Genomic DNA, 24,783 nt, shown 5'->3' on the forward strand with positions numbered 1-24,783 from the left:
CATCAGTGCCGCTGCCTCACTGGGTAGCCAAATGACTTGTGTATAACGATGAGCGTGGAGTGGGAGCGATCACGTCAGCCTCAACGGCCCAGGTACACCTCGATCACGCGTTCGTCTGCCTGCACATCGTTCAATGAGCCTTCGGCCAGTACGCTGCCCTGGTGCAGTACGGTCACGTGGTCGGCAATCGAGCCGACAAAGCCCATGTCGTGCTCGACCACCATCAGCGAATGCTTGCCCGCCAGGCTTTTGAACAGTTCGGCGGTGAATTCGGTTTCGGCATCGGTCATGCCTGCGACTGGCTCATCGAGCAGCAGCAATTGCGGGTCCTGAACGAGCAGCATGCCGATTTCCAGAAACTGCTTCTGACCGTGTGACAGCAGCCCTGCCGGGCGCTGCATGGAGCCTGTCAGGCGAATGGTTTCCAGCACCTCGTTGATGCGGTCGCGCTGTTCGCCGTTCAGGCGCGCCCGCAGGCTGGCCCACACCGACTTGTCGGTCTTCTGCGCCAGTTCCAGATTCTCAAACACACTCAGTGCTTCGAACACTGTGGGCTTCTGGAACTTGCGGCCGATCCCGGCCTGGGCGATCTGTACTTCGCTCATCTGCGTCAGGTCCAGCGTTTCGCCGAACCAGGCCTTGCCGTGGCTGGGCCGGGTCTTGCCGGTGATCACGTCCATCAGCGTGGTCTTGCCTGCGCCATTGGGGCCGATGATGCAGCGCAGCTCGCCGACGCTGATGTACAGATTCAGGTCATTGAGCGCCTTGAAACCGTCGAAGCTGACGCTGATGTCTTCCAGAGTCAGGATCGTGCCGTGGCGTGTGTTCAGTCCCTTGCCGGCGCTTTGGCCCAGACCGAGCGCGTCGCGGCTGGTGCCTGCATCGGAGTTGGGGTCCAGCACCGGCTCCAGCATGAAAGAAGGCGTTGGCGTGGTTTTCATGACTCGCTCCTTTTCTTCAGTACGCCGATGACGCCTTTGGGCAAGTAGAGCGTGACGATGATGAACAGCGCGCCGAGAAAGAACAGCCAGTACTCCGGGAATGCCACGGTGAACCAGCTCTTCATGCCGTTGACCAGACCGGCACCCAGCAGCGGGCCGATCAGCGTGCCGCGTCCGCCCAGCGCCACCCAGACCGCCGCTTCGATGGAGTTGGTCGGCGACATTTCGCTCGGGTTGATGATGCCGACCTGCGGCACATACAACGCACCCGCCAGGCCGCACAGGACCGCGCTCAGGACCCAGACGAACAGCTTGAAGCCGCGTGGGTCGTAGCCGCAGAACATCAGGCGGTTTTCCGCATCGCGCAAGGCGGTCAGCACCCGGCCGAACTTGCTCTGTGCCAGCCGCCAGCCGATGTACAGGCTGACCACCAGCAGAATCACGGTCGCCAGAAACAGCGTTGCACGGGTGCCCTGCGAGCTGATGCTGAAACCCAGAATGCTGCGAAAGTTGGTGAAGCCGTTGTTGCCGCCGAAACCGGTTTCGTTGCGGAAGAACAGCAACATACCCGCGAAGGTCAGCGCCTGGGTCATGATCGAGAAATACACGCCCTTGATCCGCGAGCGGAAGGCGAAGAAACCGAACACCAGCGCCAGCAGGCCCGGCGCCAGAACCACCAGACACATGGCCCACAGGAAGTTGTCAGTGCCGGCCCAGTACCACGGCAGCTCGGTCCACGACAGGAAGGTCATGAACGCCGGCAGACCGTCGCCCGCCGCCTGGCGCATCAGGTACATGCCCATGGCATAACCGCCCAGCGCGAAGAACAGGCCGTGGCCCAGCGATAGAAGCCCGGCATAACCCCAGACCAGATCCAGTGCCAGAGCGACAATGGCGTAGCAGAGAATCTTGCCTACCAGCGTCAGGGTGTAGGCCGACACCTGCAGGCTGTTATCGGCGGGCAGCAACGAGAGCAAAGGCATGGCCAGCAAAACAGCCAATACCAGAATGCCCACCGTCAGGGTGCCTTTGGGGCCGACCTTTTGTGCAGCAGTTACCATCAATGGCTGGCTCATCAGTCGATCACCCGTCCTTTCAATGCGAAGAGGCCTTGCGGACGTTTCTGGATAAACAGAATGATCAGCGCCAGGATCAGGATCTTGCCCAGCACGGCGCCGATCTGCGGTTCGAGAATCTTGTTGGCGATGCCCAGCCCGAAAGCCGCCATCACGCTGCCTGCCAGCTGCCCGACGCCGCCGAGCACCACTACCAGGAACGAGTCGATGATGTAGCTCTGGCCCAGGTCCGGGCCGACGTTGCCGATCTGGCTCAGGGCGACACCGCCCAGTCCTGCGATGCCGGAGCCCAGCCCGAAGGCCATCATGTCGATGCGTCCGGTAGGCACGCCGCAGCAGGCGGCCATGTTGCGGTTCTGTGTCACGGCGCGCACGTTCAGGCCCAGGCGGGTCTTGTTCAGCAACAGCCAGGTCAGCATCACCACGAACAACGCGAAGGCGATGATCACGATACGGTTGTAAGGCAGCACCAGATTGGGCAGTACTTGAATACCGCCGGACAACCACTCCGGGTTGGCAACTTCAACGTTCTGCGCACCGAAGGCCAGGCGCACGGCCTGAATCAGCATCAGGCTGATGCCCCAGGTGGCGAGCAGGGTTTCCAGCGGACGGCCATACAGATGACGAATTACCGTGCGCTCCAGTGCCATGCCGATCAGCGCCGTGACGAAGAACGCGACGGGCAGCGCCACCAGCGGGTAAAACTCGATGGCGCCTGGTGCGTAGCGCTGAAACATCAACTGCACGACATAGGTCGAGTAGGCACCCAGCATCAGCATTTCGCCGTGGGCCATGTTGATCACGCCCAGCAGGCCGAACGTGATCGCCAGGCCCAGCGCCGCCAGCAGCAGGATCGAGCCCAGCGACATGCCGCTGAAGGCCTGACCGAGGATCTCACCGATCATCAGTTTGCGTTTGACTTGGGCAAGGCTGGTTTCGGCGGCAATGCGCACCGACGCGTCGGTTTCAACGCCCGGCGACAGCAACGATTCAAGGCGGGTGCGGGCCAGCGGATCACCGGTTTCGCCCAGCAGGCGCACAGCGGCAAGGCGCACGCTGGGGCTGCTGTCGACCAGTTGCAGGTTGGCCAGTGCCAGGGTCAGTGCGTCTTTGACGCTTGAGTCTGTTTCGGTCGCCACGCGCTGGCTCAGCAGGTCCAGTTGCGCAGGGCGCGCGCTTTTCTGCAGTTGCAGAGCGGCGGCCATGCGCAGCTTTACATCGGCTGCCAGCAGTTGGTGGCTGGCCAGCGCGGTCTCGACCAGACCCCGCAGCCGGTTGTTCAGGCGCAGTTTGCGCGGTTCATCAGGTGTAGGGGCATCTGCCGCAGCCGGGACATCGGCGTCCACCGCGACATAGGTGTCATTGTTCTCGATCCAGGCCCGCTTGCTACTGTCCGCAGCCACTCGGCCGTCGCGCAGTGCTTCAAGCAACTCGACCCGCTCAGGAATAGGCTTGGCCGCCCAGGCTTCAAGCAATTCTGCCTGTTGCGAAGAACTGGCCGCTGCGAAATCACCCGCGTCACTGGCCTGCGCCGCGAAAGGCAGCAACAGGGTGATGGCAAGGATCAGGCGGTAAAGGTAAGAGGGCATATCAATGGCCTTGATTCATGTTCGTGCGGGTTGATCGTGCCGATGGTCCGCATTGGCATGCCGCCCGAGACGCTCTGCGTCACGTTCCAGAGCGGACGCGGAACGTCCTGAGCGGCGTTCCCACGCGGGAGCGTGGGAACGATCATATGAGCGCTGATCAGTTGCTCTTCACCGCATGGTCCGGCTTCTTGTCGTTGCCAGGGATGTACGGGCTCCACGGCTGGGCGCGGATCGGCTCCTTGGTCTGCCAGACCACGTTGAACTGACCGTTTTCCTCGACTTCACCGATCATCACCGGCTTGTGCAGGTGGTGGTTGGTCTTGTCCATGGTCAGGGTGAAGCCGGACGGCGCGGCGAAGGTCTGTCCGGCCATTGCTTCACGAACCTTGTCGACGTCGGTGGACTTGGCTTTCTCGACCGCCTGCGCCCACATGTGGATACCGACGTACGTGGCTTCCATCGGGTCGTTGGTCACGGCCTTGTCAGCGCCCGGCAGGTTTTTCTTCTTGGCGTAGGCTTTCCAGTCAGCGACGAACTTCTTGTTGACCGGGTTCTCGACCGACTGGAAGTAGTTCCAGGCCGCGAGGTGACCGACCAGCGGTTTGGTGTCGATGCCGCGCAGTTCTTCTTCGCCCACCGAGAAGGCCACGACCGGTACGTCGGTGGCTTTCAGGCCCTGGTTGGCCAGTTCCTTGTAGAACGGCACGTTGGAGTCGCCATTGACGGTGGAGATGACCGCCGTCTTGCCGCCAGCGGAGAATTTCTTGATGTTCGCCACGATGGTCTGGTAATCGGCGTGGCCGAACGGGGTGTAGACCTCTTCGATGTCGCTGTCCTTCACACCTTTGGAATGCAGGAATGCGCGCAGAATCTTGTTGGTGGTACGCGGGTAGACGTAGTCGGTGCCCAGCAGGAAGAAGCGCTTGGCTTCGCCGCCGTCTTCGCTCATCACGTACTCGACCGCAGGAATGGCCTGCTGGTTAGGCGCTGCACCGGTGTAGAACACGTTTGGCGACATCTCTTCGCCTTCGTACTGAACCGGGTAGAACAACAGACCGTTGAGTTCTTCGAAGACCGGCAGGACCGATTTGCGCGAAACGGAGGTCCAGCAGCCGAACACCACGGCGACCTTATCCTGAGTCAGCAGCTGACGGCCCTTTTCGGCGAACAGCGGCCAGTTGGATGCCGGGTCTACGACCACCGGCTCCAGCATCTTGCCGTTCACGCCGCCTTTGGCATTGATCTCGTCAATGGTCATCAGCGCCATGTCTTTCAGCGAAGTCTCGGAAATGGCCATGGTGCCGGAAAGCGAATGCAGGATGCCGACCTTGATGGTTTCGGCGGCCTGAACGGTCCATGACAGGCCCATGGCTGCGATGGATGCGGACAGGGTGAAGGCTTTGATCAGGCTGCGACGCTTCATTGGACGGGCTCCGTTGATCTGTTTTTTTTTGGATTGGCAGAACGACTCTTTGAAGGCTTCCAAGCAAAGGCTGTGCCCAGCCTGAGAAAACGCTTTGGAAGGGGCCTTCGGGAGCGTCGCAGCCATCGGAGTGCACTGAAGTGGAGCTGGCAGGGGAGGCTGGTGCGAAGTGAGGGGCAATATTGGTGCGCAGGGTGCGCATAACGAGAAAAGCCGCCCGAAGGCGGCTTTTTTTGTAACTTTAAAGAACGAGACCTGATCCTGTCAGGTGAGGAATTCATCACAAAACCGCCCGCCGGTTTCAGGCCCCGCCGCGTGCAATTTAAGCTGCTGCCGAGGAATTAGCAAAGCGGGAGAAAACTATTCGGTCAAATAGCCAGACGACCACCAACGAAACCCCCACCAGCGGAAACGCGACCGCGATGCCAAACATGATCACCATGGCGGTTTTCCAGCGGGGCAGGTCGTGGCGCAGTGGCGGTACGCCGAGGCCGCCCTGAGGACGACGTTTCCACCAGATCACCAACCCGCTGACGGCGCTGAGCAGGATCATCAGACAGGCGAGGAAGATCAGCAACTGATTGATCCAGCCGAAAAACTTGCCCTCGTGCAGCATCACGCCCATCTCGGTTGCCCGTGAAACCAGGCTGTAATCCTGCCAGCCTACATCCGCCAGCACCTTGCCGTTGTACTGGTCGATATGCAGGGTGGCGTCGTTGCGTGGATCATCGGCAAACACCGATACCGTGAACACGCCTTCGGCAGTCTTGGGGGCCGTGATGCTGTAGCCAGGCTCGATGCCCTTGGCGGTTGCGATGTCGACCACCTGTTGCAGGCTGATCTTCGGCGCTGCCGGGCCTGCCGACATGCCGTGCTGATGCATGTGCTCGGCATGCTCACCGGTCGATTGCGGCATCGGTGTGTTTTCCATTGCCCACGGCACGGTCTGGGCGCTGGCGGTGTTGAGTTCGCCGGCCATTTGCGTGGACTTGGGCACGTCGGTCCACATCGCAGCCGGGAAGGTGTTCCAGACCGCTGCGTACTGTTTGCCCCACATGCCGGTCCAGGTCATGCCGCTGAGCAGCATGAACAGCAGAATCAGTGACCCCCAGAAGCCAGTCACCGCATGCAGGTCCTTCCACAGCACGCGACCTCGCGCAGTCAGCCGGGGCCATAGCACGCCTGCGACGCGTGAGCCGCGTGGCCACCAGAGGTACAGCCCGGAAATCACCAGCATGATGCCCCAGCCTGCCGCCAGTTCGATCAGCCGGTCACCGACAGTGCCGATCATCAGCTCGCCATGCAGCGCGCGGGCAATGGCCTGCAGGTTCTGCTTCGCATCCTGAGTGCCCAGAATCTCGCCGCGATACGGATCGACGAAGACGTTTACCTCACGGCCCTCATCACGAATCACGAACTGCGCGCTGCCTTCGGCGCTCACGGGCGGGAAATACTTGCTGATGGCGGCCTGTGGGTAAGTGCTCAGTACACGCTGTTGCAATTCATCGGCACTGATCCGGTGGTGAGCAGGCGTCACGCTCAGCAGGTCGCTGTACATCAGGTTGTCGAGTTGTGGCTTGAACAGGTAAATCATCCCGGTCAGCGACAACAGAATCATGAAGGGCGCAACGAACAATCCGGCGTAAAAATGCCATCGCCAGGCCAGGTTATAGAAAGAAACGGTGGGTTTTGACACGGTCAACGCTCCCGAATAGGGATAACACAGCACAACCTGCGCGCAGCCGCTGGCTGCGTACGGTCATGAAATTTCTGGTTTCAGGCTGTGAGCAGCGTTGGGGGTGCCCGACTCCGGGCATTGGGGAAGATCGCTCGCCGCGCATGCCCGAGCAGGGGCTGCGCCGCGAAAAAGTCTGCATGCCCGGGCGGAGCCGCTGCGACCAGCACCGGGACATAGGGAAGCGCAGGGCAACTGAACAGCAGCGTGCAGTAGCCGCATTTGGCCCACAGCGCATGGTCGCTCGCGCCTGCGTCAGTCGGAGTGGCGTGTTCACTGCCGTGATGAGCATGGCTGTCGGCCGAACTGCCCATGTCCATCGACATGGCAGGCGGCATCGACATGCCGGCGTGCTGATCCATCGGCATCGACTGGGAAATCAGTGGACCGATGAAGATCATCAACATGGCGAACAGGCTCAGCCACGCCCCCCGGTTTTTATCTGGGGCGGCTGATCGTTCGCGGTCTCGGCGCATGGCGCTCAATCTGGAAGGCTACTCAGTGCTGGTGTTCGGGTGCCTGCTTTTGTACCACGACCTGCACCTCAACATCTCCGGCCTTCTCGAAATGCAGCGTCATTGGAAAGCGTTGTCCGACGAGCAGCTTCGAGCGGTCTTTGATGTCCAGCAGCATCACGTGCCAGGCCATGGGCGCGAAGGTCACGGTCGCCCCGGCAGGCACGTCTACGGTCTGCACCTGCTGCATTTTCATCAGGCCATCTGCCTGAATGTGTTCATGCAGTTGGGCCTGACCTGCAATCGGGGTGTCGACGCCGAGCAGTCGGTCGCCTGTATCACCTTTGTTTTCGAGCACGAAATAGGCGGCTACGTTTGGCGCATTGGGCGGCAGCTCCATGGACCATGGGTGGGCGATCATGATCTTGCCAGCGGTGTACTGGTGAGCGTGGGCGAAACAGGCAGGCAGCAGCAGAGCGGCCAGCACGAGGGCTTTCTTGAGCATTGGGGTTCTCCGGTCAATCCATTCAGGTGCATCGAGGCACGGGCAAACGGGGTATCAGACCGGCGGAGAGGCTCGCGGATTGGCGCTCGGCCATTGCAGACGCGGCGAGGCATGAATCAGAAAAATCGCAGGCGCAAAGCGCTCAGGCTCCAGGCGCGCCACCAGCCCGTGGCTGAAACCGGGCTGAACAACGACGAATACCGACCCTGAACAGCACGGGCAATGCTGCATCGTGGATGGGTGCTGCTGATCGTCGGCCATGCCTTGCGACGCTTCGCCCAGTGGAATGGCAACCAGTCGGGTGCCGCCACCACCACAGAACGCTCCCCACAGCACCTGCTCCCCGGCCACACGTGGCGTGCTGGGTGACAGTGGCATGGCCAGCAGACTGAACAGCACTGCAAAGCAGGCAATCCAGACCGTTGTTGTGCGTCGTTGAGACATCACAGGTTCCGTTCGTGTCGGGTGATCAACCCCACCATTTAGCCTGAATGAGGGGGATAAGTAAAAAGGGCAGGGAGTGACGGGGTGTCGCGGCTCTTGAAGAATCGTTTCTTTCAGGCTGGCTGCGCTTCGGTTGGCGGGTGTATGCCGTTGCTGACGGCACCCACTTGCTCAATGCACGAACAGTGCGACGATAGAAAACACAAGAATCACGAATCCGGTGGCGCTGGTCCATCCGGCTTGCCAGTTGTCTTTGAGCCAGGAGCCTTTCTTCGGGTATTTACCCCACGTCACGATCCGCACGATAGGCCAGCCGATGGGATAGCAGATATAACGAAGCGGGATTTCGAAGAAGAGCTGAAAGAATGCGTCTGACACGGGATCACTCCGCTGGTAACGGCAACCGTTGTCCGGCCATCAACAGCGCGAGCCGACTCAGGCTGCTCCATGGTGAGCCTGCTGCCTGACCCTTGATCTGCGCATCGATACGTTGCGCATCCATGAGCAACTGGCTCCAGCGCTTCGCCGAATGACGTTGCAGGGCCTTGCTCATCAGCGGTTTGCGTTTGTCCCAGACCGGCGGACGGGCTGAGCTGAATATCTTGTCCATCGGCACGCCCTGGCTGAATTGCAGGGACATGTTGGCCAGCGCCCGCAGTTCGCGGGTGAGCGCCCAGAGAATCACCGGCGTTTCGACCCCTTCGCCGCGAAGCCCTTCCAGCATGCGCAAGGCATGCGCCGCTTCGCCATTGAGTACGGCATCGGTCAGGCCGAATACATCGAACCGGGCACTGTCGGCCACCGCCGCCTGCACGGTTTCGACGGTAATCTGCCCGTCCTCGGCCATCAGCTTGAGCTTTTCGATTTCCTGCGCAGCGGCCAGCAGGTTGCCTTCGACACGTGCGGCAATCAGTTCGACCGCATCCTGAGTCGCCGCAAGCCCCGCCTGTGACAGGCGCTGACGAATCCATTGCGGCAACTGGCCAATGTCCACTGGCCAGATCTGCACAAACTGAGTCTGCGCGCCTTCGACCAGCGCCTTGCCCCATTTGGTTTTCTGCGCGCTGCCGTCGAGCTTGGGCAGGCTGATCAGAAGCAGTGTGTCTTCAGCAGGCCGGGCGCAGTATTCGATCAGAGCAGCAGCACCCTTGTCACCGGGCTTGCCGGAAGGCAGACGCAGTTCCAGAAGGCGACGTTCGGCAAACAGCGACATGCTGGCGCCGGCCTGCAGCAGCGTGCCCCAGTCAAAGCTGGCATCGGCGCTGAACACCTGGCGTTCGTCGAAACCTTGCTGGCGGGCCGCTGTGCGGATGGCGTCGGCAGCTTCCTGGCAGAGCAACGGGTCGTCACCACTGATCACGTAGACCGGTGCGAGCGTGCCTTGCAGGTGCTTGCCGAGTTGGGCGGGGGCGAGTTTCATCGTCGAAAGGATGCCGGGGTCGGCGAACCGGCCCCCGGACATTTACCTGTTCGGGATTTCAACAGGCGACTGTTGAGGTGTTGAGTCACGAATACGCTGAGCTTCTTCCAGAGCGTCGGCCTCAGCCTTGGCAACTGCGTCGGCCTTGGCCTGCAGTTCGTCCAGGCGAGACGGCGTCAGTTGCTGCAGACGCGCCATCATTCTCTGAATCAGCTCGTTGCGCATTTCGCCACGTACCTGAGCCGCTTCCTGATCGGAGCCGGTCAGGTTGTTGCCATCGTGTACGTAGGAACGGTCCACGCTGACCTTGTCGCCGAGCAGGAAGCGGTCTTTCTCGCCACGCACTTCATAGTTGAGCGTCGTGGTCAGCTGATACTCGGCCGAACGGCCCGAGCCGCTGAAGCTGGCGTTACGTTGTGTTTCGGCTTCGTTGACCAGTACCAGCTTGTACGGCGCGCCGGTGTAGACCTTCACGCCGGAGCTGGTCAGTACACGCGTGAGCTGGGTAACGGTTTCGCCGTAGGCATTACGCGCGCTGACATCCAGTTCCTTGATGGCCAGATCGGTCGTGCCGGTGCCACGCAGATGAAAGCCGCAGGCGCTCAGCAGAACGGCAAGGCCCATCACCAGCAAATTGCGTTTGATCATCTTGATGCTCCCCTTGAATCCTTGTGGGCCGACTTCGCGTCCCTTGGAAATATGTTCGGCACCCGGTCTGCCGGGTGCCCGATCTCATCAGCTTGCGACGATATTGACCAGTTTTCCTGGCACAACGATGACCTTGCGGATCGTCAGGCCATCAATGAAGCGCAGTACGTTCTCGTTGATCCGGGCAGCGGCTTCCACTTCTTCGCGGCTGGCGCTGGCAGGCATCTCGATGTGACCGCGCAGCTTGCCGTTGACCTGGATCACCAGTTGCAGCGTGTCCTGCACGAGAGCGCTTTCATCCAGCGCAGGCCAGCCTGCATCAATGACTGGCGTAGTGTGGCCCAGTTCCTTCCACAGCTCGTGGCTGATGTGCGGCGTGATCGGCGCCAGCAGTAGGGTGACGGTTTCCAGCCCTTCCTGAAGCAGGGCGCGATCCTGTGCAGTGGCCTGCGGGACCTTTTCCAGCACGTTCATCAGCGTCATCACCTGAGCGATGGCGGTGTTGAATTTCTGGTTCTGACCAATATCCTGGCTCGCCTGTTTGATCGCCTGATGAATTGAACGGCGGATCGCCTTCTGATCATCGCTCAACGCGGCCGTATCCAGCTTGCCGGACACACCCTGCGCGACATGGGCCTGTGCCAGACGCCAGACGCGACGCAGGAAGCGGCTCGAGCCTTCGACGCCGGAATCGGACCATTCCAGACTCATGTCAGGTGGCGAGGCGAACATCATGAACAGGCGGCAGGTGTCTGCGCCGTACTGATCGATCATGGTCTGCGGGTCGATGCCGTTTTTCTTCGACTTCGACATCTTTTCGGTGCCGCCGATCTCAACCGGCAGGCCGTCGCTGGTCAGCTTGGCACTGATCACCTTGGCCTTGGCGTCACGCTCCAGCGTCACGTCGGCCGGGTTGATCCAGGTCTTCTTGCCGCTGGTTTCCATGCGGAAGTAGGTTTCGGCGTTGACCATGCCCTGGGTCAGCAGGTTCTTGAACGGCTCGTTGGACGTCACCAGACCTTCATCGCGCATCAGCTTGTGGAAGAAGCGTGCGTACAGCAGGTGCAGGATGGCGTGCTCGATACCGCCGATGTACTGATCGACCGGCAGCCAGTGGTTGGCGGCGTTCGGCTCGACCAGGCCACCTTCGTAATGCGGGGAAGCGTAGCGTGCGTAATACCAGGAGGACTCGACGAAGGTGTCCATGGTGTCGGTTTCGCGCTTGGCCGGTGCGCCGCATTTCGGGCACTTGCACTCGTAGAACTCGGGCATGCGCGCCAGCGGTGAGCCTGCGCCATCCGGCACGACATCTTCCGGCAGCACCACGGGCAATTGATCTTCAGGGACCGGCACGTCACCACACGTGTCGCAGTGCACGATCGGAATCGGGCAGCCCCAGTAGCGCTGACGGCTGATGCCCCAGTCGCGCAGGCGGAACTGGGTGCGTGACTGACCCAGGCCTTTCTTGACCAGCGCAGCTTCCATCGCGTCGAACGCGGCGGTGAAGTCCAGGCCGTCGAACTCGCCGGAATTGATCAGCACGCCGTGCTCGCCGTAGGCTTCCTGCCACGGTGCCGGGGTTTCGTCGCCTGCGCTGGTGCGCACCACGGCCTTGATCGGCAAGTAGTATTTGGTGGCGAATTCGAAGTCACGCTCGTCGTGCGCAGGCACAGCCATGACCGCGCCGTCGCCGTAATGCATCAGCACATAGTTGGCGACCCACACCGGCAGCTTCTCGCCGGTCAGCGGGTGCTCGACGAACAGCGATGTCGGCAGACCTTTCTTTTCCTGGGTGGCAACGTCCGCTTCAGCAACGCTGCCGCCCTTGCATTCATCGATGAACGCTTGCAGTTGCGCGTCTTCCTTCGCCGCTAGGGTCGCGAGCGGGTGCTCGGCGGCCACTGCCACGTAGGTTGCGCCCATCAGCGTGTCGGGACGGGTGGTGAAGACTTTCAGGGTACCGGCTTCGCCGATGCTGGTCTGATCGTAAGGGAACTGCACTTCCATGCCGCGGGATTTGCCGATCCAGTTGCGCTGCATGGTCTTGACCTGTTCAGGCCAGCCCGGCAGTTCGTCGAGGCTCTCCAGCAGCTCATCCGCATAAGCGGTGATCTTGAAGTAGTACATCGGGATTTCGCGCTTCTCGATCAGCGCGCCCGAACGCCAGCCGCGACCGTCGATGACCTGCTCGTTGGCCAGAACAGTCTGGTCGACCGGGTCCCAGTTCACGGTGCCGTTCTTGCGGTAGATCACGCCTTTCTCGAACAGGCGAGTGAACAGCCATTGTTCCCAGCGATAGTAATCAGGCTTGCAGGTGGTGATTTCACGCGACCAGTCGATGGCCAGGCCCAGGCTCTTGAGCTGGGTCTTCATGTAATCGATGTTTTCGTAGGTCCACTTCGCTGGCGCGACGTTGTTGTCGATGGCCGCGTTTTCCGCCGGCATGCCGAAAGCGTCCCAGCCCAGTGGCTGCAGGACGTTCTTGCCCAGCATGCGCTGGTAGCGGGAGATCACATCACCGATGGTGTAGTTGCGCACATGACCCATGTGCAGCTTGCCGCTGGGGTAAGGGAACATCGACAGGCAGTAGTAGGTTTCCTTGCCTGGCTGTTCACTGACTTCAAAAGACTTTTGCTCTTCCCAGAAGGTCTGGGCGGCGGCTTCGATTTCGCGGGGCTGATAGAGTTCGTGCATGGCTACTTTTGACTAAAGATTAGTGACCCTTGACCTCTTCATTGCTTCGCCGAGTCAGGTCTGCACCGCTTGCCGGACAATTGCAACTGTCTGTGCGGTGCGTACAGGCTCAAGAGAGCGGAAGTGGAATGGCAGGAAGCGTCGTAGCATACATGAGCGCCGTCTATCGAGGGAGTCCTGATTGCTATGCGCGGCAGCCACGGCCCCGTCCAACCGCCGTCTCTGGCCGTTGGTCGCCCTTATCCGCCTGTTCCGGCAGCAGCGCTAAGCTCATTCTCGAGGGTATGTTCTATCTTCAGTGAGGTGAGCGGATGACAGAGTTGCAGCACACTGTAAGCACTTATGAGCTGTATGAACGTTTGATCGATCGTCTCGGGCTTGCTCTTGAAATGGCAAGTACTGCGGTTCGGCTCCGAAACGAGTCGCCTGCCGTACTGGAGCTCAAAGGGTTGAGCAGTGCCGAGTTCGAGTGGATCGAGGCCTACCTTGAAAAAGGCGCGATGGCGGCAAACGGGGCTGTCAAGGGTAAGTCAAAGGGCAGTTTCACGCGATCACCGGAGCAGACCAGTTTGGCCAGGACGCCTGGACAATCAGCCACTATCATCTGGCTGAAAGATCGAAAGCGTGGCAGGTCATCGATGCGGTCAGGCCGCAACAACTGATACAACGATCAGGCTTTCCCCCGGCAGGCTGCGGGCCTGCCTTTTAAGCATTGTTGCTTAGCTTCAAACCTTTTAGGCTTCGGGCATCTCTGGAGATGTCCGATGCCTTTGCGTTACCTGCTCAAGACCCTTCTTCTGCCTCCCGGCATTCTCTTTCTATTGCTGATTCTGGCCTGGTGGTTGCGACGTTCGCGGCCGCGTATCGCTGCCGTGTGCTTCGTGACCGGCCTTGGCGGGTTGTGGCTGATGAGCCTGCCGGTTGTCGTGGAGTGGGGCGCAGGCAGAATGGAGCAGGTTCCGCCCCTGCCGCAGGCGCAGTGGGCGAGTCTGGCGCAGCAGGCCGACGCGATTGTGGTGCTGGGCAGCGGGCGCGAGCGCAATTCGCCGACCTGGGGAAGCGATGTACCCACGGGCATTGGTCTGGAGCGGCTGCGGCTGGCGGCGCGCCTGTCCAAGGCGTCCGGGCTGCCCGTGCTGACAACGGGCGGCCTGCACTATGACGAGCCTCCCAGTGAAGCGGCGATCATGGCGCAGTCGCTGCAGGATGATTTCGGCGTCGCCGTGCGCTGGCAGGAAGATCTGAGCCGGACGACCTGGGAGAACGCCAGGCTGACCGCTGGTATTCTGCAGCCTCAAGGGATCAAGCGAGTCGTGCTGGTGACGCAGGCCTGGCACATGCCGAGGGCGCGCTGGAGCTTCGAGAGGGCCGGTTTTACCGTGGTGGGTGCGCCCGTGGGTTTTCTGGGCGTGGACAATGCCCGGCCGTTCGGCGGCTGGCTGCCCGAGAGCCGGGTGTTCATGCAGAGCGGCGTATTGCTCAACGAAGCGATGGGCTTGCTGGTCTATCCGCTGATTTACCCCTAGGTGATCAGAAGCAATCCCGCCCAAACCCGGGATTGCTCTGAAGCCCAATCAGACCGTCTTGGAGATGCGGGCTGCCAGCAACGCCCAGCCAAACAGCAGCAGGCAAATGATCGCCACAGGCCACGAACGCCAGTGCAGGTAAGGCGTCAGGCCTTGCATCGGCACTACGTCGCCATACAACACGCCACGCTCGAACTGCGGAATCTGCACGGTGATCCTGCCGAACGGATCGATGAGTCCTGTCACGCCGTTGTTGGTGGCGCGAATCATCCAGCGTCCGGCTTCAAGCGCGCGCATCTGGGCCATTTGCAAATGCTGCAGCGGGCCGATCGAAGTGCCGAACCAGGTGTCGTTACTGACCGTCAGCAACAGATCGCTCTGGGCCGACAGGCCTGCGGCAAATTCGGGGTAGACCACTTCGTAGCAGATGAAGGGCGCGATGTGATAACCCTTGGCCTGCAGCAGTGCCTGATCGTCCGGGCCTCGGGCGAAGTCCGACATCGGCAGGTCGAAGAACGCGATCAAACCGCGTAATACGTCCTGCAGCGGCACGTATTCGCCGAATGGAACGAGTTTCTGCTTGTAATAGGTGCCGTCACCCTGGCCGACCACGGTGATGCCGTTGTAGTAGCGGTATTCGCCGCGCCCGGTCAGTTCGCGCACGGGCACGCCAGTGATCAGCGCCGCGCCACGCTCGGAGGCGAATTTGCCCATCATCGACAGATAGCCTTCGGCGCTTTCCTTGAGCACAGGTACGGCGGTTTCCGGCCAGACGATCAGGTCGGCCTGTTGCGACCTGAAGGTCATGTCGCGGTACAGCGCCAACTGGTCGTTAAGCTTCTGCGGGTCCCACTTCATGCTTTGTTCGATATTGCCCTGCAGGGTGACCACTTTGAGTGGCTTGCCGGACGGCGATGTCCAGGCATAACCCTTGAGTGCCAGTCCGGCGACCCAGGGCGCCAGCAACAGCAGCACGCCAATCGCCAGAAAGGATTTACGCGCCCGCAAGCGGTGCAGATTGCACAACAATGCAGCGGTCAGGCCCAGTGCGAAGGAAATCAGCCAGACGCCGCCCACCGGTGCAAGCCCCGCCAACGGTCCGTCGAGCTGGCTGTAGCCGGAATACAGCCAGGGGAAACCGGTAAGGAACCAGCCACGAAACGCTTCCTGGCCCAGCCACAGTGCAGCGAACGCCAGCGCGTCGGCCAGTGGCGCTTCGTTACGCCGCAGCCAGCGCGCCCAGACCCAGGCGGGAAGGGCGAAGAACAGTGCGATGGCGGCGATGAACGCCAGCATCAACAACCCGGCCAGCAGCACCGAAGCGCCGCCGTAGGTGTGAATGCTGACGTAGATCCAGCTGGTACCAGCGCCGAACAGGCCGAAGCCGTAGCACCAGCCGCGTCCCAGCGCCTGGCGCGGACTCAGTTCGCGCAGCCCCAGATAAAACACTGCGACTGCCACCAGGATCAGTGGCCAGACATTGAACGGTGCCAATGCCAGGGTCGTGAGTCCGCCAGCGACGACGGCCAGCAGGTTGCCGGGCCAGCCGGGACGCGTAATCCAGCGCATGTAGGTTCCTTAAAGCGGCATCAGGGTGGTGTTACGGGCGATTGATGGGGCTCAGACGCAGCAAGTGGATGCGACGGCTGTCTGCGCTCAGGATGCGGAAACGATAGGCACCGATTTCGGTGATTTCGTTGCGCTTGGGCAGGTGGCCGAAAGCATTCATCACGAGGCCGCCGACGGTGTCGAACTCTTCGTCGGAAAACTCGCTGTCGAAGAACTCGTTGAAGTTTTCAACCGGCGTGAGGGCCTTGACCAGGAAGTCACCGCTGGGCAGCGGCTTGATGAAACTGTCTTCCTCGACGTCATGCTCGTCTTCGATGTCGCCGACGATCTGTTCCAGCACGTCTTCAATCGTCACCAGACCTGCCACACCGCCGTACTCGTCGATGACGATGGCCATGTGGTTGTGGTTGGCGCGGAATTCGCGCAACAGAACGTTGAGACGCTTGGACTCCGGCACGAAGGTCGCCGGGCGCAACAGTTTCTTGACATCGTCACTGTCGCCGTCGGGCTTGAGGATCAGCGGCAGCAGATCCTTGGCCAGCAGCACGCCGAGGACGTCGTCGTGGCTCTCGCCGATCACCGGATAGCGCGAGTGCGCGGCATCAATGACGGCGGGAAGGAATTCGCGGGGTGTCTGGGTCGCCTTGATGCTGATCATCTGCGAGCGCGGCACCATGATGTCGCGTACCTGCAGGTCGGCAACCTGGATGGCTCCCTCGACGATGGCCAGCGCTTCGCTGTCCAGCAATTTGTTCTGGTGGGCTTCGCGCAGCAGCTCAAGCAGCTCCTGGCGGTTTTTCGGCTCATGGACAAAAGCCTGGGTCAGTTTACCCAGCCATGACTTTTGTCCGTTGCTCGATCGGTCTTCGCTCATAGCCCTTACTCGTGGTCCTTGCTTGATGTTTCTGAATGTTGAGGTTCGGTGTCGTCGTCGGCATAAGGGTCGGGATAGCCCAACTCATCAAGCAACGTTCGTTCCAGCGCTTCCATCTCTTCGGCTTCTTCATCGTCGATATGGTCGTAACCGAGCAGATGAAGACAGCCGTGAATCACCATGTGCGCCCAGTGGGCGTCAACGGTCTTGTTCTGTTCGGTCGCTTCGCGATTCACCACCGGTACGCAGATGACCAGATCGCCCAGCAACGGGATATCCAGCATGTCATCCGGTACATCTGCCTGGAAGGACAGCACGTTGGTGGCGTAATCCTTGTGCCGCCAGGTGTGATTGAGTTCACGTCCTTCGACTTCATCGACCAGTCTGATGGTCAGTTCGGAGTCGGCACTGCGCTGACGCAGGCCCATTTCACACCAGAGGCGGAACTGGGCTTCGGTCGGCGCAGGGGTTTCGCTTGCGACTTGCAGGTCCAGCTCAAGCATCGCGGTTCTTGTCCCGTGAGTAACTGTTGTTGCTCGACGAGCCGTCGCTGAAACGATCATCGAAGCGCTCATAGGCCTCAACGATGCGTTGCACCAACGGGTGGCGAACCACGTCCTTGGGCTTGAAGTGCGTGAAGCTGATGCCCGGCACGTCCTTGAGCACATCGATGACATGCGTCAGACCCGACTTGGTGCCCTTGGGCAAGTCGACCTGGGTGATGTCGCCGGTGATCACGGCGGTGGAGCCGAAGCCGATACGGGTCAGGAACATCTTCATCTGCTCGACGGTGGTGTTCTGACTTTCGTCGAGAATGATGAAGCTGTTATTAAGGGTGCGTCCGCGCATGTAAGCCAGCGGTGCCACTTCAATGACCTGTTTCTCGATCAGCTTGGCAACGACCTCGAAGCCGAGCATCTCGTAAAGCGCGTCGTAGAGCGGTCGCAGGTACGGGTCGATCTTCTGGGCGAGGTCGCCGGGCAGAAAACCGAGTTTTTCACCCGCTTCAACCGCAGGGCGCACCAGCAGGATGCGACGGATCTGCTCACGCTCCAGCGCATCGACTGCGCAGGCGACAGCGAGGTAGGTCTTGCCGGTACCGGCAGGGCCGATGCCAAAGTTGATGTCGTTGCCGAGGATCTCTTTGACGTAGCGCTGCTGGTTGATGCCACGCGGGCGGATCATGCCCTTTTTGGTGCGCAACGCAACGCCGACTTCGGCGGCCGGGTGGTTATCCAGCCCGTCGACGCCCGATTCCTGCAGGAACAGGTGAACCATATCCGGCGTCAGGTCGGTACCCTTGGTTTCCCGGTACAGACGGCGCAACAGATTTTCGGCCGAGGTGGTGTGTTTGGAGTCGCCAATGAGCTCGAACTGATTGCCGCGATTGCGGATCTCGATGTCCAGGCGTTGTTCGATCAAGCGCAGATGCTCGTCGAGTTGCCCGCACAGGTTGGCGAAACGATGGGCCTCGAAAGGTTCGAGGGTGAAACGATGAGGTTCTATGGGTGCGTTCAAGGTCTTTTAATGGCCGTCCGGCGGCAATTGAGATGTATTGAAGAATACTCCCTGGCGGTGGTCAGGCGAAAGCCTTGCCTTCTGCATGGAGGATTCACCGTGCTCAATGGTAGGGACCGCACGGAAACGAATTCATTCGGCCATTCGTTTCCGCGACGGGGCGCAAGGGTTATTGAAGCAGAGATCCGCGCAGGGAATGAGGCTGTGCGTCATCGATATGCACGTCGGCGAACTGGCCGATCAGTTTCGGGTTGTCGCAGCGGAAATTGACGATCCGGTTGTTCTCGGTACGGCCCTGCAGCTCGCCGGGGTCCTTCTTGGAGTAGTCGGTCACCAGAATGCGCTGGGTGCTGCCAACCATCTGTCGGCTGATCTCGAAACCCTGCTGGTTGAGCCGTTGTTGCAGCGCGGCCAGACGTTCTTTCTTCAGGGCTTCCGGCGTTTCGTCTTTCAGATCGGCCGCCGGTGTGCCGGGGCGCGGGCTGTAGACGAACGAGAACGAGAAGTCGAAACCGACATCCTCGATCAGCTTCATGGTGTTTTCGAAGTCTTTCTCGGTTTCACCCGGAAAGCCGACGATAAAGTCGGAGCTGATGCAGATGCCCGGAACGGCGGCCTTGAGCTTGCGCAGCTTGGACTTGTATTCCAGCGTGGTGTGGTTGCGCTTCATGGCCGCCAGAATACGGTCCGAGCCCGACTGCACCGGCAAATGCAGGTGTTTGACCAGCTCAGGCACTTCGGCGTGGGCCTGTATCAGGCTGTCGGAAAACTCCAGCGGGTGCGACGTGGTATAGCGAATGCGGTCGATGCCATCGACTGCAGCGACCACGCGGATCAGGTCCGCCAGGTCTGCAACACGCCCGTCGTGCATGGCACCGCGATAACCGTTGACGTTCTGACCCAGCAACGTGACTTCGCGCACACCGTTTTCCGCCAGATGAATGACTTCGGTGAGCACGTCATCAAACGGTCGGCTGACTTCTTCGCCACGGGTGTAAGGCACCACGCAGAACGTGCAGTACTTGCTGCAGCCTTCCATCACCGACACGTAGGCACTCGGGCCATCGACGCGTGGTTCGGGCAAATGGTCGAATTTTTCGATTTCCGGGAACGAGACGTCGACCTGCGGCAGGCGCGTGATGCGTGCGGCGTCGATCATTTCCGGCAGGCGGTGCAGGGTCTGCGGGCCGAAGACCACGTCCACGTAGGGCGCGCGGTCGCGGATGGCCGCGCCTTCCTGACTGGCTACACAGCCGCCAACGGCAATCACCATTTCCGGGTTGGCCAGTTTCAGTTCGCGCCAGCGGCCCAGTTGGGAGTACACCCGGTCCTGGGCGCGTTCGCGAATCGAGCAGGTGTTGAGCAGGATCACGTCGGCGTCTTCCGCGCGGGCGGTGACTTCCAGGGCCTGATGTTCGCCCAGCAGGTCGACCATGCGCGAGCTGTCGTACTCGTTCATCTGGCAACCGTGGGTTTCGATATAAAGCTTCTTGGCCATTCGTGATCATCAGCTGGTTCAAAGAACCGCGCATTATAGGGGCGATACGCTTGGGTTCCTAGGGGCGATCCGACGGGCATGCTATAGTGCGTGCCCCTTTTTCATCCGCGAATCGTTACCCGCCAACCATGATCAAACGCGAAGCTCCAATCTATAAGGTGATTTTCCTCAACCAGGGCCAGGTGTTCGAGATGTACGCCAAGCAGATCTATCAAAGCGATCTGTGGGGTTTTCTGGAAGTGGAAGAGTTCGTCTTCGGCGAGCGCACGACAGTGGTGGTCGATCCGAGCGAAGAAAAGCTCAAGGCCCAGTTCGAGGGCGTGGTGCGCAGTTTCGTGCCGATGCATTCGATCGTGCGTATCGATGAAGTCGAGCGCATGGGCACGCCGAAGATCAGCGAAGCAAAGGGCGTCAGCAATGTGATGCCGTTTCCCATGCCGATGCCGGAAAAATAACCAGAGAGTCGAGACTGTTGCCCTGAAGACAATCGATCAGGGCAATGGGGAGAATGGGCTGCGACCTTCGGCCGTTTGCAGTTCCATGAGGTATTTGCGGAAAATCTGTCCCAGTACCTGAGTGGCGACTTCCAGCTCGTCGCGCTTCATTTTTGCCGACACTTCGTCCGCTGCGTCCAGTGCATCTTCAGATCCGTTGACCGCTGCCATCTTCAGCACGATATAGGCCTGGATGTTATTGGCCTGCACACCTTCGCCACGACTGAACATCAGGCCCAACTGATATTGCGCCTGCGCGTGACCCTGCAACGAAGCCTGCTCGAAATAACCGAGGGCCTGTGGCAGATCGCGAGGTACATTCTTGCCTTCGTAATAGAACTCACCCAACTCGTACTGCGCCTGTGCATCCCCGGACTGAGCGGCCTGCTGACAGGCTGTAAGTGCAGCGGGCAGGTTCTCAGGCTGAGTATTGAGGGTGCAGCGACCCATCGCTGGGATCAACAACGAGTTGCTGCCGGCAGTAGCCAGCAGAGGATAGACAAGCAACAGGCAGCCCAATGCAAGGGTGCGGCCGGTGCGGTTCATGGAAGTCGACTTACCTCTGAAAAAGGTGCGGGCGTGCCCGACCAGCTAAACGTGCTGGCTGCGCATTATGAAATAAGCAGAGCCAACCTTACAAAGTCTTTACGGATTTTCTGCTGCACGGCCAGTAAAAAACTACGGACCCTCAGGCGAAAAACCCTGAAGCAAGACAGTCGTTTCCCATGTTTGCGTCGATTGATCACGTCAATCGCACTGCAGTGTAGAAGCTAATTGCTGCAACAACGTTCAGTTTCATTCATCGATATGATTCGCGCAGGCGAAACTTGCCTGCACGAATCATCCGCAGCGGCTTATTTAAGCGCAGCGAAGGCCTTTTCGGCAGCGTCCAGCGTCAGCTGCAATTCGGCATCGCCATGGGCAATGGAAGTGAAGCCTGCTTCGAACGCGCTTGGCGCCAGATACACACCGCCTTCGAGCATCAGATGGAAGAAGCGCTTGAAGCGGTCGGCGTCACTGGTCATCACGTCCTGGAAGGTGACGATTTCCCTGGCATCGCTGAAGTACAGGCCGAACATGCCGCCCGCCTGGGTGGTCACGAACGCAATGCCAGCGGCATCGGCACGCTGTTGCAGGCCTTCCAGCAGGCGACGGGTGTAATCGCTCAGTTCATCGTGGAAGCCCGGACGGCTGATCAGGCGCAGCGTGGTCAGACCGGCAGCCATTGCCAGCGGGTTGCCGGACAGCGTGCCTGCCTGATAGACCGGGCCGAGCGGGGCGATGTGCGACATGATTTCGCGTTTGCCGCCGAAGCAGCCGACCGGCATGCCACCGCCGATGATCTTGCCGAAGGTGCTCAGGTCTGGCGTCACGCCGTAGTACGCCTGTGCGCCGCCGAGGGCAACGCGGAAACCGGTCATGACTTCGTCGAAAATCAGTACCACGCCGTGCTCGTCGCACAAGTCGCGCAGGCCTTGCAGATAACCCGGCGCTGGCGGTACGCAGTTCATGTTGCCGGCCACCGGCTCGACGATGATGCACGCGACTTCCTGGCCCACTTGCGCCAGCATTTCACGCACCGCTTCCAGGTCGTTGAACGGCACGGTCAGGGTGTGTTTGGCAAAGGCTGCAGGTACGCCCGGCGAGCTCGGTACACCCAGGGTCAGTGCGCCGGAACCAGCCTTGACCAGCAGGCTGTCGGAGTGGCCGTGGTAGCAGCCTTCGAATTTGATGATGCTGTCGCGGCCGGTGTAACCACGGGCCAGACGGATGGCGCTCATGGTGGCTTCAGTGCCGGAGCTGACCATGCGCACCATTTCCATCGACGGCACCAGCGAGCAGACCAGATCGGCCATCTCGGTTTCCATGGCGGTCGGTGCGCCATAGGACAGGCCGTGTTCCAGTTGGCTGCGCACTGCGTCGAGCACTTCCGGGTGGCTGTGGCCAAGAATCATCGGGCCCCAGGAACCCACGTAGTCAACGTAGCGTTTATCGTCTTCATCAGTCACGTAAGCGCCAGCAGCGTGCTTGAAGAACAGCGGTGTGCCACCCACGCTCTTGAACGCACGAACCGGCGAGTTCACGCCACCGGGAATATGTTTTTGAGCATTGGCGAACAGTGTTTCGGAACGGGACATGATCGGGTCTCTGCTTTGAAACGAGGAAGTCGGGTCTACGCTGGCGTCAGCCGAGGTGAGCAGTGACTGCTTTATTGGAGAGGCGTGAGCCAGAGAAAGCGCAGGAGGCGCCACTATAACAAATGATGAGCGCCGGTCAGATGCACATGTCCGAATTCAGCCAGACTTTTACCGGAGCCTGGAATAGAGTCTGCCCATGAACACTCTCGATCCCACTATCTGCTACGCCGCGTTTATCGCCAGGGACCGCCGGTTTGACGGCTGGTTTTTCATGGGCGTGTCGTCCACCGGTATTTATTGTCGGCCGATGTGCCCGGTGCGTGCGCCGCAGGCCAGAAACTGCAGTTTCTACAGAACGGCTGCGGCAGCCGAGCAGGCGGGGTTTCGTCCGTGCCTGCGTTGCCGTCCGGAGCTGGCTCCCGGACAAAGCCTGTTGGACATGTCGAGCAGGCTGGCACAGGCCGCGGCCCGGTTGATAGAGGAGGGCTTTCTGAGTGGCAGAACACTGGATGCGTTGGCTGAGCGAGTCGGTGTCACGGCACGGCACCTGCGACGGATTTTTGAAGCCGAGTTTGGCGTCTCGATGATTGATTTCGCACAGACGCAACGTTTGTTGATTGCCAAGCGCCTGTTGACCGACACCGGATTGTCCATGACCGAGGTGGCGCTGGCGGCAGGTTTTGGCAGCGTGCGACGTTTCAATGATGTCTTTCAGACGCGCTACGGCCTGAATCCGACGCGGCTGAGGAAGGCAGCGCACAAAGCCGACGACGCCGAACTGCGCTTCGAACTGTCCTACCGGCCGCCATTTTCGTGGAAAGGTGTGCTGGCGTTTCTCGCGCATCGCTGCATCGCCGGAGTCGAGCATGTAAGTGACGACGTTTATGCACGGGTCATCGAAGTCGAGCATGCGGGGCGCAAGGTCTCGGGCTGGATCAGCGTGACCGATGCACCGCTGCGGCATGCGCTGGTGGTGACCATGTCGGCCTCGTTGCAATCGGCGGTCGCGGTGGTGCTCGGGCGGGTGCGGAGGGTGTTCGACACTGGCTGCCGACCTGATCTGGTCGATGCGCACCTTGGACCGCTTATTGGCGATCTGCACGGCATGCGTGTTCCCGGCGCGTTCGACGGCTTCGAAATTGCGGTGCGGGCGGTGGTCGGCCAGCAGATCTCGGTGCTCAATGCACGAGCGATTCTGGGCCGGATTGCTGAACGATTCGGCACACCGGTCAGCACTGCACCCTTCGGGCTGCATCATGCGTTTCCGACCGCGCAGGCCATCGCAGCCCTGCATTATGAGGACCTGATCGCCACCGGCCTGATCCGCATTCGCGCCGAGGCGATCATCGCGGTTGCCGAGGAAGTGGCGGCGGGGCGGATCCTGCTTGAGCCGCTGGTGCCGCTGGACGAAACGCTGGCTGCGCTGCGACACATTCGCGGCATCGGCGAGTGGACCGTGCAATACATTGCCATGCGCGCCCTGGGCTGGCCCAATGCGTTTCCCGAAGGTGATGCGGTGCTCAAAAAACGCCTGGGTTGCACGACGGCTGCGCAACTCAACGAGCATGCGAGCCAGTGGGCGCCGTGGCGAGCCTACGCGACCGTGCATGTCTGGCATCAACGTGAGGAGAGACCATCATGATTCCCGGCTATCTGCTTTCAAGTCCCTTGGGCGACATCGCCCTGCGTGTCGAGGACGATGCGCTGACTGGCGTTTACTTCATCGGCCAGAAGCACTATCCCGGTCTGGTGATGATGCCCGACGACCAGCACGTGCCCAGAGTGGTGCGGATGGCGCAGGAGCAACTGACCGAGTTCTTTCGCGGCGAGCGCCGGGCCTTCGATGTGCCGCTGCGCATGCGCGGCACGCCGTTTCAGGAACAGGTCTGGGCGGAACTGGCGCGCATTCCTTATGGCGAGATGATTTCCTACGGAGCGATGGCAAGAAAGATGGGCCTGAGCCCTGGTCATTCGCGGGCAGTGGGCACCGCCAATGGCAAGAACCCGATCTCCATCATCGTGCCGTGCCACCGGGTCATCGGCTCGGGTGGCGATCTGACCGGTTATGCCGGTGGCGTCGACCGCAAACGCGCACTGCTGGCACTGGAAAATGCGACCGGCATGCCGGATTTCGAGTTCAAGCTGGTGGGGCAGGCTTAGCCCTGATTGCTCTCGCGCCGGGATGTGACGCAGAGCGTCACGGGCTGCATGCCCACGCGGAGCACTCATCGTTATA

At 60.6% G+C, this 24,783-nt stretch carries 24 protein-coding genes; 5 read left to right on the forward strand and 19 right to left on the reverse strand.

Annotated features, from left to right (window positions below; genetic code table 11):
* Positions 1-80 precede the first annotated feature (80 nt).
* The 12 genes from urtD to leuS all read right to left on the reverse strand — a co-directional run bounded on the left by urtD (position 81) and on the right by leuS (position 12,930).
* On the reverse strand, positions 81-941 hold the full coding sequence (gene urtD / locus QRN20_RS25505; protein ID WP_058432614.1) for an urea ABC transporter ATP-binding protein UrtD: 861 nt from the start codon (positions 939-941) through the stop codon (positions 81-83).
* Complete coding sequence (gene urtC / locus QRN20_RS25510; RefSeq protein WP_057410086.1) at positions 938-2,017, reverse strand: urea ABC transporter permease subunit UrtC; 1,080 nt, start codon at positions 2,015-2,017, stop codon at positions 938-940. Before urtC ends, urtD begins: the two co-directional genes overlap by 4 nt.
* Positions 2,017-3,606: an urea ABC transporter permease subunit UrtB gene (urtB, locus tag QRN20_RS25515; RefSeq protein ID WP_285361501.1), complete on the reverse strand. Its 1,590-nt coding sequence runs from the start codon at positions 3,604-3,606 to the stop codon at positions 2,017-2,019. Before urtB ends, urtC begins: the two co-directional genes overlap by 1 nt.
* 157 nt (positions 3,607-3,763) lie before the next feature.
* Positions 3,764-5,029, reverse strand: coding sequence for an urea ABC transporter substrate-binding protein (urtA, locus tag QRN20_RS25520; protein WP_025994132.1), 1,266 nt, complete (start codon positions 5,027-5,029; stop codon positions 3,764-3,766).
* Between the two features lie 322 nt (positions 5,030-5,351).
* The gene (locus tag QRN20_RS25525; RefSeq protein ID WP_285361503.1) at positions 5,352-6,725 is read right to left on the reverse strand and encodes a PepSY-associated TM helix domain-containing protein; all 1,374 of its coding nucleotides are present in this window, start codon (positions 6,723-6,725) and stop codon (positions 5,352-5,354) included.
* An 80-nt stretch (positions 6,726-6,805) separates the two neighbouring features.
* Positions 6,806-7,240 carry a DUF2946 domain-containing protein gene (locus QRN20_RS25530; RefSeq protein WP_502942253.1) on the reverse strand — a complete coding sequence of 145 codons (435 nt, stop codon included), beginning with the start codon at positions 7,238-7,240 and terminating at the stop codon, positions 6,806-6,808.
* A 22-nt stretch (positions 7,241-7,262) separates the two neighbouring features.
* Positions 7,263-7,724 carry a copper chaperone PCu(A)C gene (locus QRN20_RS25535; protein ID WP_122412310.1) on the reverse strand — a complete coding sequence of 154 codons (462 nt, stop codon included), beginning with the start codon at positions 7,722-7,724 and terminating at the stop codon, positions 7,263-7,265.
* Positions 7,725-7,778: 54 nt separating this feature from the next.
* Positions 7,779-8,168 (reverse strand): DUF2946 domain-containing protein, encoded by a 390-nt coding sequence (locus QRN20_RS25540; protein ID WP_285361507.1) that lies wholly within the window; start codon positions 8,166-8,168, stop codon positions 7,779-7,781.
* A gap of 171 nt (positions 8,169-8,339) precedes the next feature.
* The gene (locus tag QRN20_RS25545; RefSeq protein ID WP_025994138.1) at positions 8,340-8,546 is read right to left on the reverse strand and encodes a hypothetical protein; all 207 of its coding nucleotides are present in this window, start codon (positions 8,544-8,546) and stop codon (positions 8,340-8,342) included.
* 4 nt (positions 8,547-8,550) lie between these two features.
* Positions 8,551-9,588, reverse strand: coding sequence for a DNA polymerase III subunit delta (holA, locus tag QRN20_RS25550; RefSeq protein WP_025994139.1), 1,038 nt, complete (start codon positions 9,586-9,588; stop codon positions 8,551-8,553).
* A 42-nt stretch (positions 9,589-9,630) separates the two neighbouring features.
* Positions 9,631-10,236: an LPS-assembly lipoprotein LptE gene (locus QRN20_RS25555; protein WP_004885073.1), complete on the reverse strand. Its 606-nt coding sequence runs from the start codon at positions 10,234-10,236 to the stop codon at positions 9,631-9,633.
* Between the two features lie 87 nt (positions 10,237-10,323).
* Complete coding sequence (leuS, locus tag QRN20_RS25560) at positions 10,324-12,930, reverse strand: leucine--tRNA ligase (RefSeq protein ID WP_285361508.1); 2,607 nt, start codon at positions 12,928-12,930, stop codon at positions 10,324-10,326.
* Between the two features lie 311 nt (positions 12,931-13,241).
* Here leuS and QRN20_RS25565 point away from each other — a divergent pair, with 311 nt between their 5' ends.
* A complete protein-coding gene (locus QRN20_RS25565; protein WP_058432607.1) occupies positions 13,242-13,592 on the forward strand; it encodes a hypothetical protein in 351 nt (116 codons plus the stop codon).
* A gap of 102 nt (positions 13,593-13,694) precedes the next feature.
* Positions 13,695-14,456, forward strand: a complete 762-nt coding sequence (locus tag QRN20_RS25570; RefSeq protein WP_285361509.1) for a YdcF family protein — start codon at positions 13,695-13,697, stop codon at positions 14,454-14,456.
* Positions 14,457-14,504: 48 nt separating this feature from the next.
* Here QRN20_RS25570 and lnt read toward each other — a convergent pair whose 3' ends face one another.
* The 5 genes from lnt to miaB form a co-directional block, all read right to left on the reverse strand.
* The gene (gene lnt / locus QRN20_RS25575; protein WP_285361510.1) at positions 14,505-16,025 is read right to left on the reverse strand and encodes an apolipoprotein N-acyltransferase; all 1,521 of its coding nucleotides are present in this window, start codon (positions 16,023-16,025) and stop codon (positions 14,505-14,507) included.
* A 31-nt stretch (positions 16,026-16,056) separates the two neighbouring features.
* On the reverse strand, positions 16,057-16,899 hold the full coding sequence (locus tag QRN20_RS25580; protein WP_025994144.1) for a CorC family transporter: 843 nt from the start codon (positions 16,897-16,899) through the stop codon (positions 16,057-16,059).
* A gap of 5 nt (positions 16,900-16,904) precedes the next feature.
* Positions 16,905-17,402 (reverse strand): rRNA maturation RNase YbeY, encoded by a 498-nt coding sequence (gene ybeY, locus QRN20_RS25585; RefSeq protein WP_122592997.1) that lies wholly within the window; start codon positions 17,400-17,402, stop codon positions 16,905-16,907.
* Positions 17,395-18,417 (reverse strand): PhoH family protein, encoded by a 1,023-nt coding sequence (locus tag QRN20_RS25590; RefSeq protein WP_029244270.1) that lies wholly within the window; start codon positions 18,415-18,417, stop codon positions 17,395-17,397. The genes ybeY and QRN20_RS25590 overlap by 8 nt, the downstream gene beginning before the upstream one ends.
* Before the next feature lie 169 nt (positions 18,418-18,586).
* Positions 18,587-19,915: a tRNA (N6-isopentenyl adenosine(37)-C2)-methylthiotransferase MiaB gene (gene miaB / locus QRN20_RS25595; protein ID WP_122585779.1), complete on the reverse strand. Its 1,329-nt coding sequence runs from the start codon at positions 19,913-19,915 to the stop codon at positions 18,587-18,589.
* 128 nt (positions 19,916-20,043) lie between these two features.
* Here miaB and QRN20_RS25600 point away from each other — a divergent pair, with 128 nt between their 5' ends.
* Entirely contained in the window at positions 20,044-20,370 is a 327-nt protein-coding gene (locus QRN20_RS25600; protein WP_029244272.1) for a DUF1820 family protein, read from the forward strand.
* Positions 20,371-20,406: 36 nt separating this feature from the next.
* On the opposite strand, the gene QRN20_RS25605 is transcribed toward QRN20_RS25600, so the two are convergent.
* On the reverse strand, positions 20,407-20,955 hold the full coding sequence (locus tag QRN20_RS25605) for a tetratricopeptide repeat protein (RefSeq protein WP_058432603.1): 549 nt from the start codon (positions 20,953-20,955) through the stop codon (positions 20,407-20,409).
* A 308-nt stretch (positions 20,956-21,263) separates the two neighbouring features.
* Positions 21,264-22,547: a glutamate-1-semialdehyde 2,1-aminomutase gene (hemL, locus tag QRN20_RS25610; RefSeq protein WP_043305311.1), complete on the reverse strand. Its 1,284-nt coding sequence runs from the start codon at positions 22,545-22,547 to the stop codon at positions 21,264-21,266.
* Positions 22,548-22,743: 196 nt separating this feature from the next.
* Here hemL and QRN20_RS25615 point away from each other — a divergent pair, with 196 nt between their 5' ends.
* Complete coding sequence (locus QRN20_RS25615) at positions 22,744-24,189, forward strand: DNA-3-methyladenine glycosylase 2 family protein (protein WP_122429449.1); 1,446 nt, start codon at positions 22,744-22,746, stop codon at positions 24,187-24,189.
* Positions 24,186-24,707, forward strand: coding sequence for a methylated-DNA--[protein]-cysteine S-methyltransferase (locus QRN20_RS25620; protein ID WP_122434541.1), 522 nt, complete (start codon positions 24,186-24,188; stop codon positions 24,705-24,707). The genes QRN20_RS25615 and QRN20_RS25620 overlap by 4 nt, the downstream gene beginning before the upstream one ends.
* Positions 24,708-24,783: the final 76 nt, after the last annotated feature.

It is taken from the genome of Pseudomonas sp. fls2-241-TYG-175 (assembly GCF_030209155.1).
Lineage (GTDB): Bacteria > Pseudomonadota > Gammaproteobacteria > Pseudomonadales > Pseudomonadaceae > Aquipseudomonas > Aquipseudomonas viridiflava.

Excerpts from the sequence above, each read along its gene's own strand:
- urtD (WP_058432614.1), bottom strand. The coding sequence starts at position 941 with ATGAAAACCACGCCAACGCCTTCTTTCATGCTGGAGCCGGTGCTGGAC.
- urtC (WP_057410086.1), bottom strand. The coding sequence starts at position 2,017 with ATGAGCCAGCCATTGATGGTAACTGCTGCACAAAAGGTCGGCCCCAAA.
- urtB (WP_285361501.1), bottom strand. The coding sequence starts at position 3,606 with ATGCCCTCTTACCTTTACCGCCTGATCCTTGCCATCACCCTGTTGCTG.
- urtA (WP_025994132.1), bottom strand. The coding sequence starts at position 5,029 with ATGAAGCGTCGCAGCCTGATCAAAGCCTTCACCCTGTCCGCATCCATC.
- QRN20_RS25530 (WP_502942253.1), bottom strand. The coding sequence starts at position 7,240 with ATGCGCCGAGACCGCGAACGATCAGCCGCCCCAGATAAAAACCGGGGG.
- QRN20_RS25535 (WP_122412310.1), bottom strand. The coding sequence starts at position 7,724 with ATGCTCAAGAAAGCCCTCGTGCTGGCCGCTCTGCTGCTGCCTGCCTGT.
- QRN20_RS25540 (WP_285361507.1), bottom strand. The coding sequence starts at position 8,168 with ATGTCTCAACGACGCACAACAACGGTCTGGATTGCCTGCTTTGCAGTG.
- holA (WP_025994139.1), bottom strand. The coding sequence starts at position 9,588 with ATGAAACTCGCCCCCGCCCAACTCGGCAAGCACCTGCAAGGCACGCTC.
- QRN20_RS25555 (WP_004885073.1), bottom strand. The coding sequence starts at position 10,236 with ATGATCAAACGCAATTTGCTGGTGATGGGCCTTGCCGTTCTGCTGAGC.
- leuS (WP_285361508.1), bottom strand. The coding sequence starts at position 12,930 with ATGCACGAACTCTATCAGCCCCGCGAAATCGAAGCCGCCGCCCAGACC.
- QRN20_RS25565 (WP_058432607.1), top strand. The coding sequence starts at position 13,242 with ATGACAGAGTTGCAGCACACTGTAAGCACTTATGAGCTGTATGAACGT.
- QRN20_RS25570 (WP_285361509.1), top strand. The coding sequence starts at position 13,695 with ATGCCTTTGCGTTACCTGCTCAAGACCCTTCTTCTGCCTCCCGGCATT.
- lnt (WP_285361510.1), bottom strand. The coding sequence starts at position 16,025 with ATGCGCTGGATTACGCGTCCCGGCTGGCCCGGCAACCTGCTGGCCGTC.
- QRN20_RS25580 (WP_025994144.1), bottom strand. The coding sequence starts at position 16,899 with ATGAGCGAAGACCGATCGAGCAACGGACAAAAGTCATGGCTGGGTAAA.
- ybeY (WP_122592997.1), bottom strand. The coding sequence starts at position 17,402 with ATGCTTGAGCTGGACCTGCAAGTCGCAAGCGAAACCCCTGCGCCGACC.
- miaB (WP_122585779.1), bottom strand. The coding sequence starts at position 19,915 with ATGGCCAAGAAGCTTTATATCGAAACCCACGGTTGCCAGATGAACGAG.
- QRN20_RS25600 (WP_029244272.1), top strand. The coding sequence starts at position 20,044 with ATGATCAAACGCGAAGCTCCAATCTATAAGGTGATTTTCCTCAACCAG.
- QRN20_RS25605 (WP_058432603.1), bottom strand. The coding sequence starts at position 20,955 with ATGAACCGCACCGGCCGCACCCTTGCATTGGGCTGCCTGTTGCTTGTC.
- hemL (WP_043305311.1), bottom strand. The coding sequence starts at position 22,547 with ATGTCCCGTTCCGAAACACTGTTCGCCAATGCTCAAAAACATATTCCC.
- QRN20_RS25615 (WP_122429449.1), top strand. The coding sequence starts at position 22,744 with ATGAACACTCTCGATCCCACTATCTGCTACGCCGCGTTTATCGCCAGG.
- QRN20_RS25620 (WP_122434541.1), top strand. The coding sequence starts at position 24,186 with ATGATTCCCGGCTATCTGCTTTCAAGTCCCTTGGGCGACATCGCCCTG.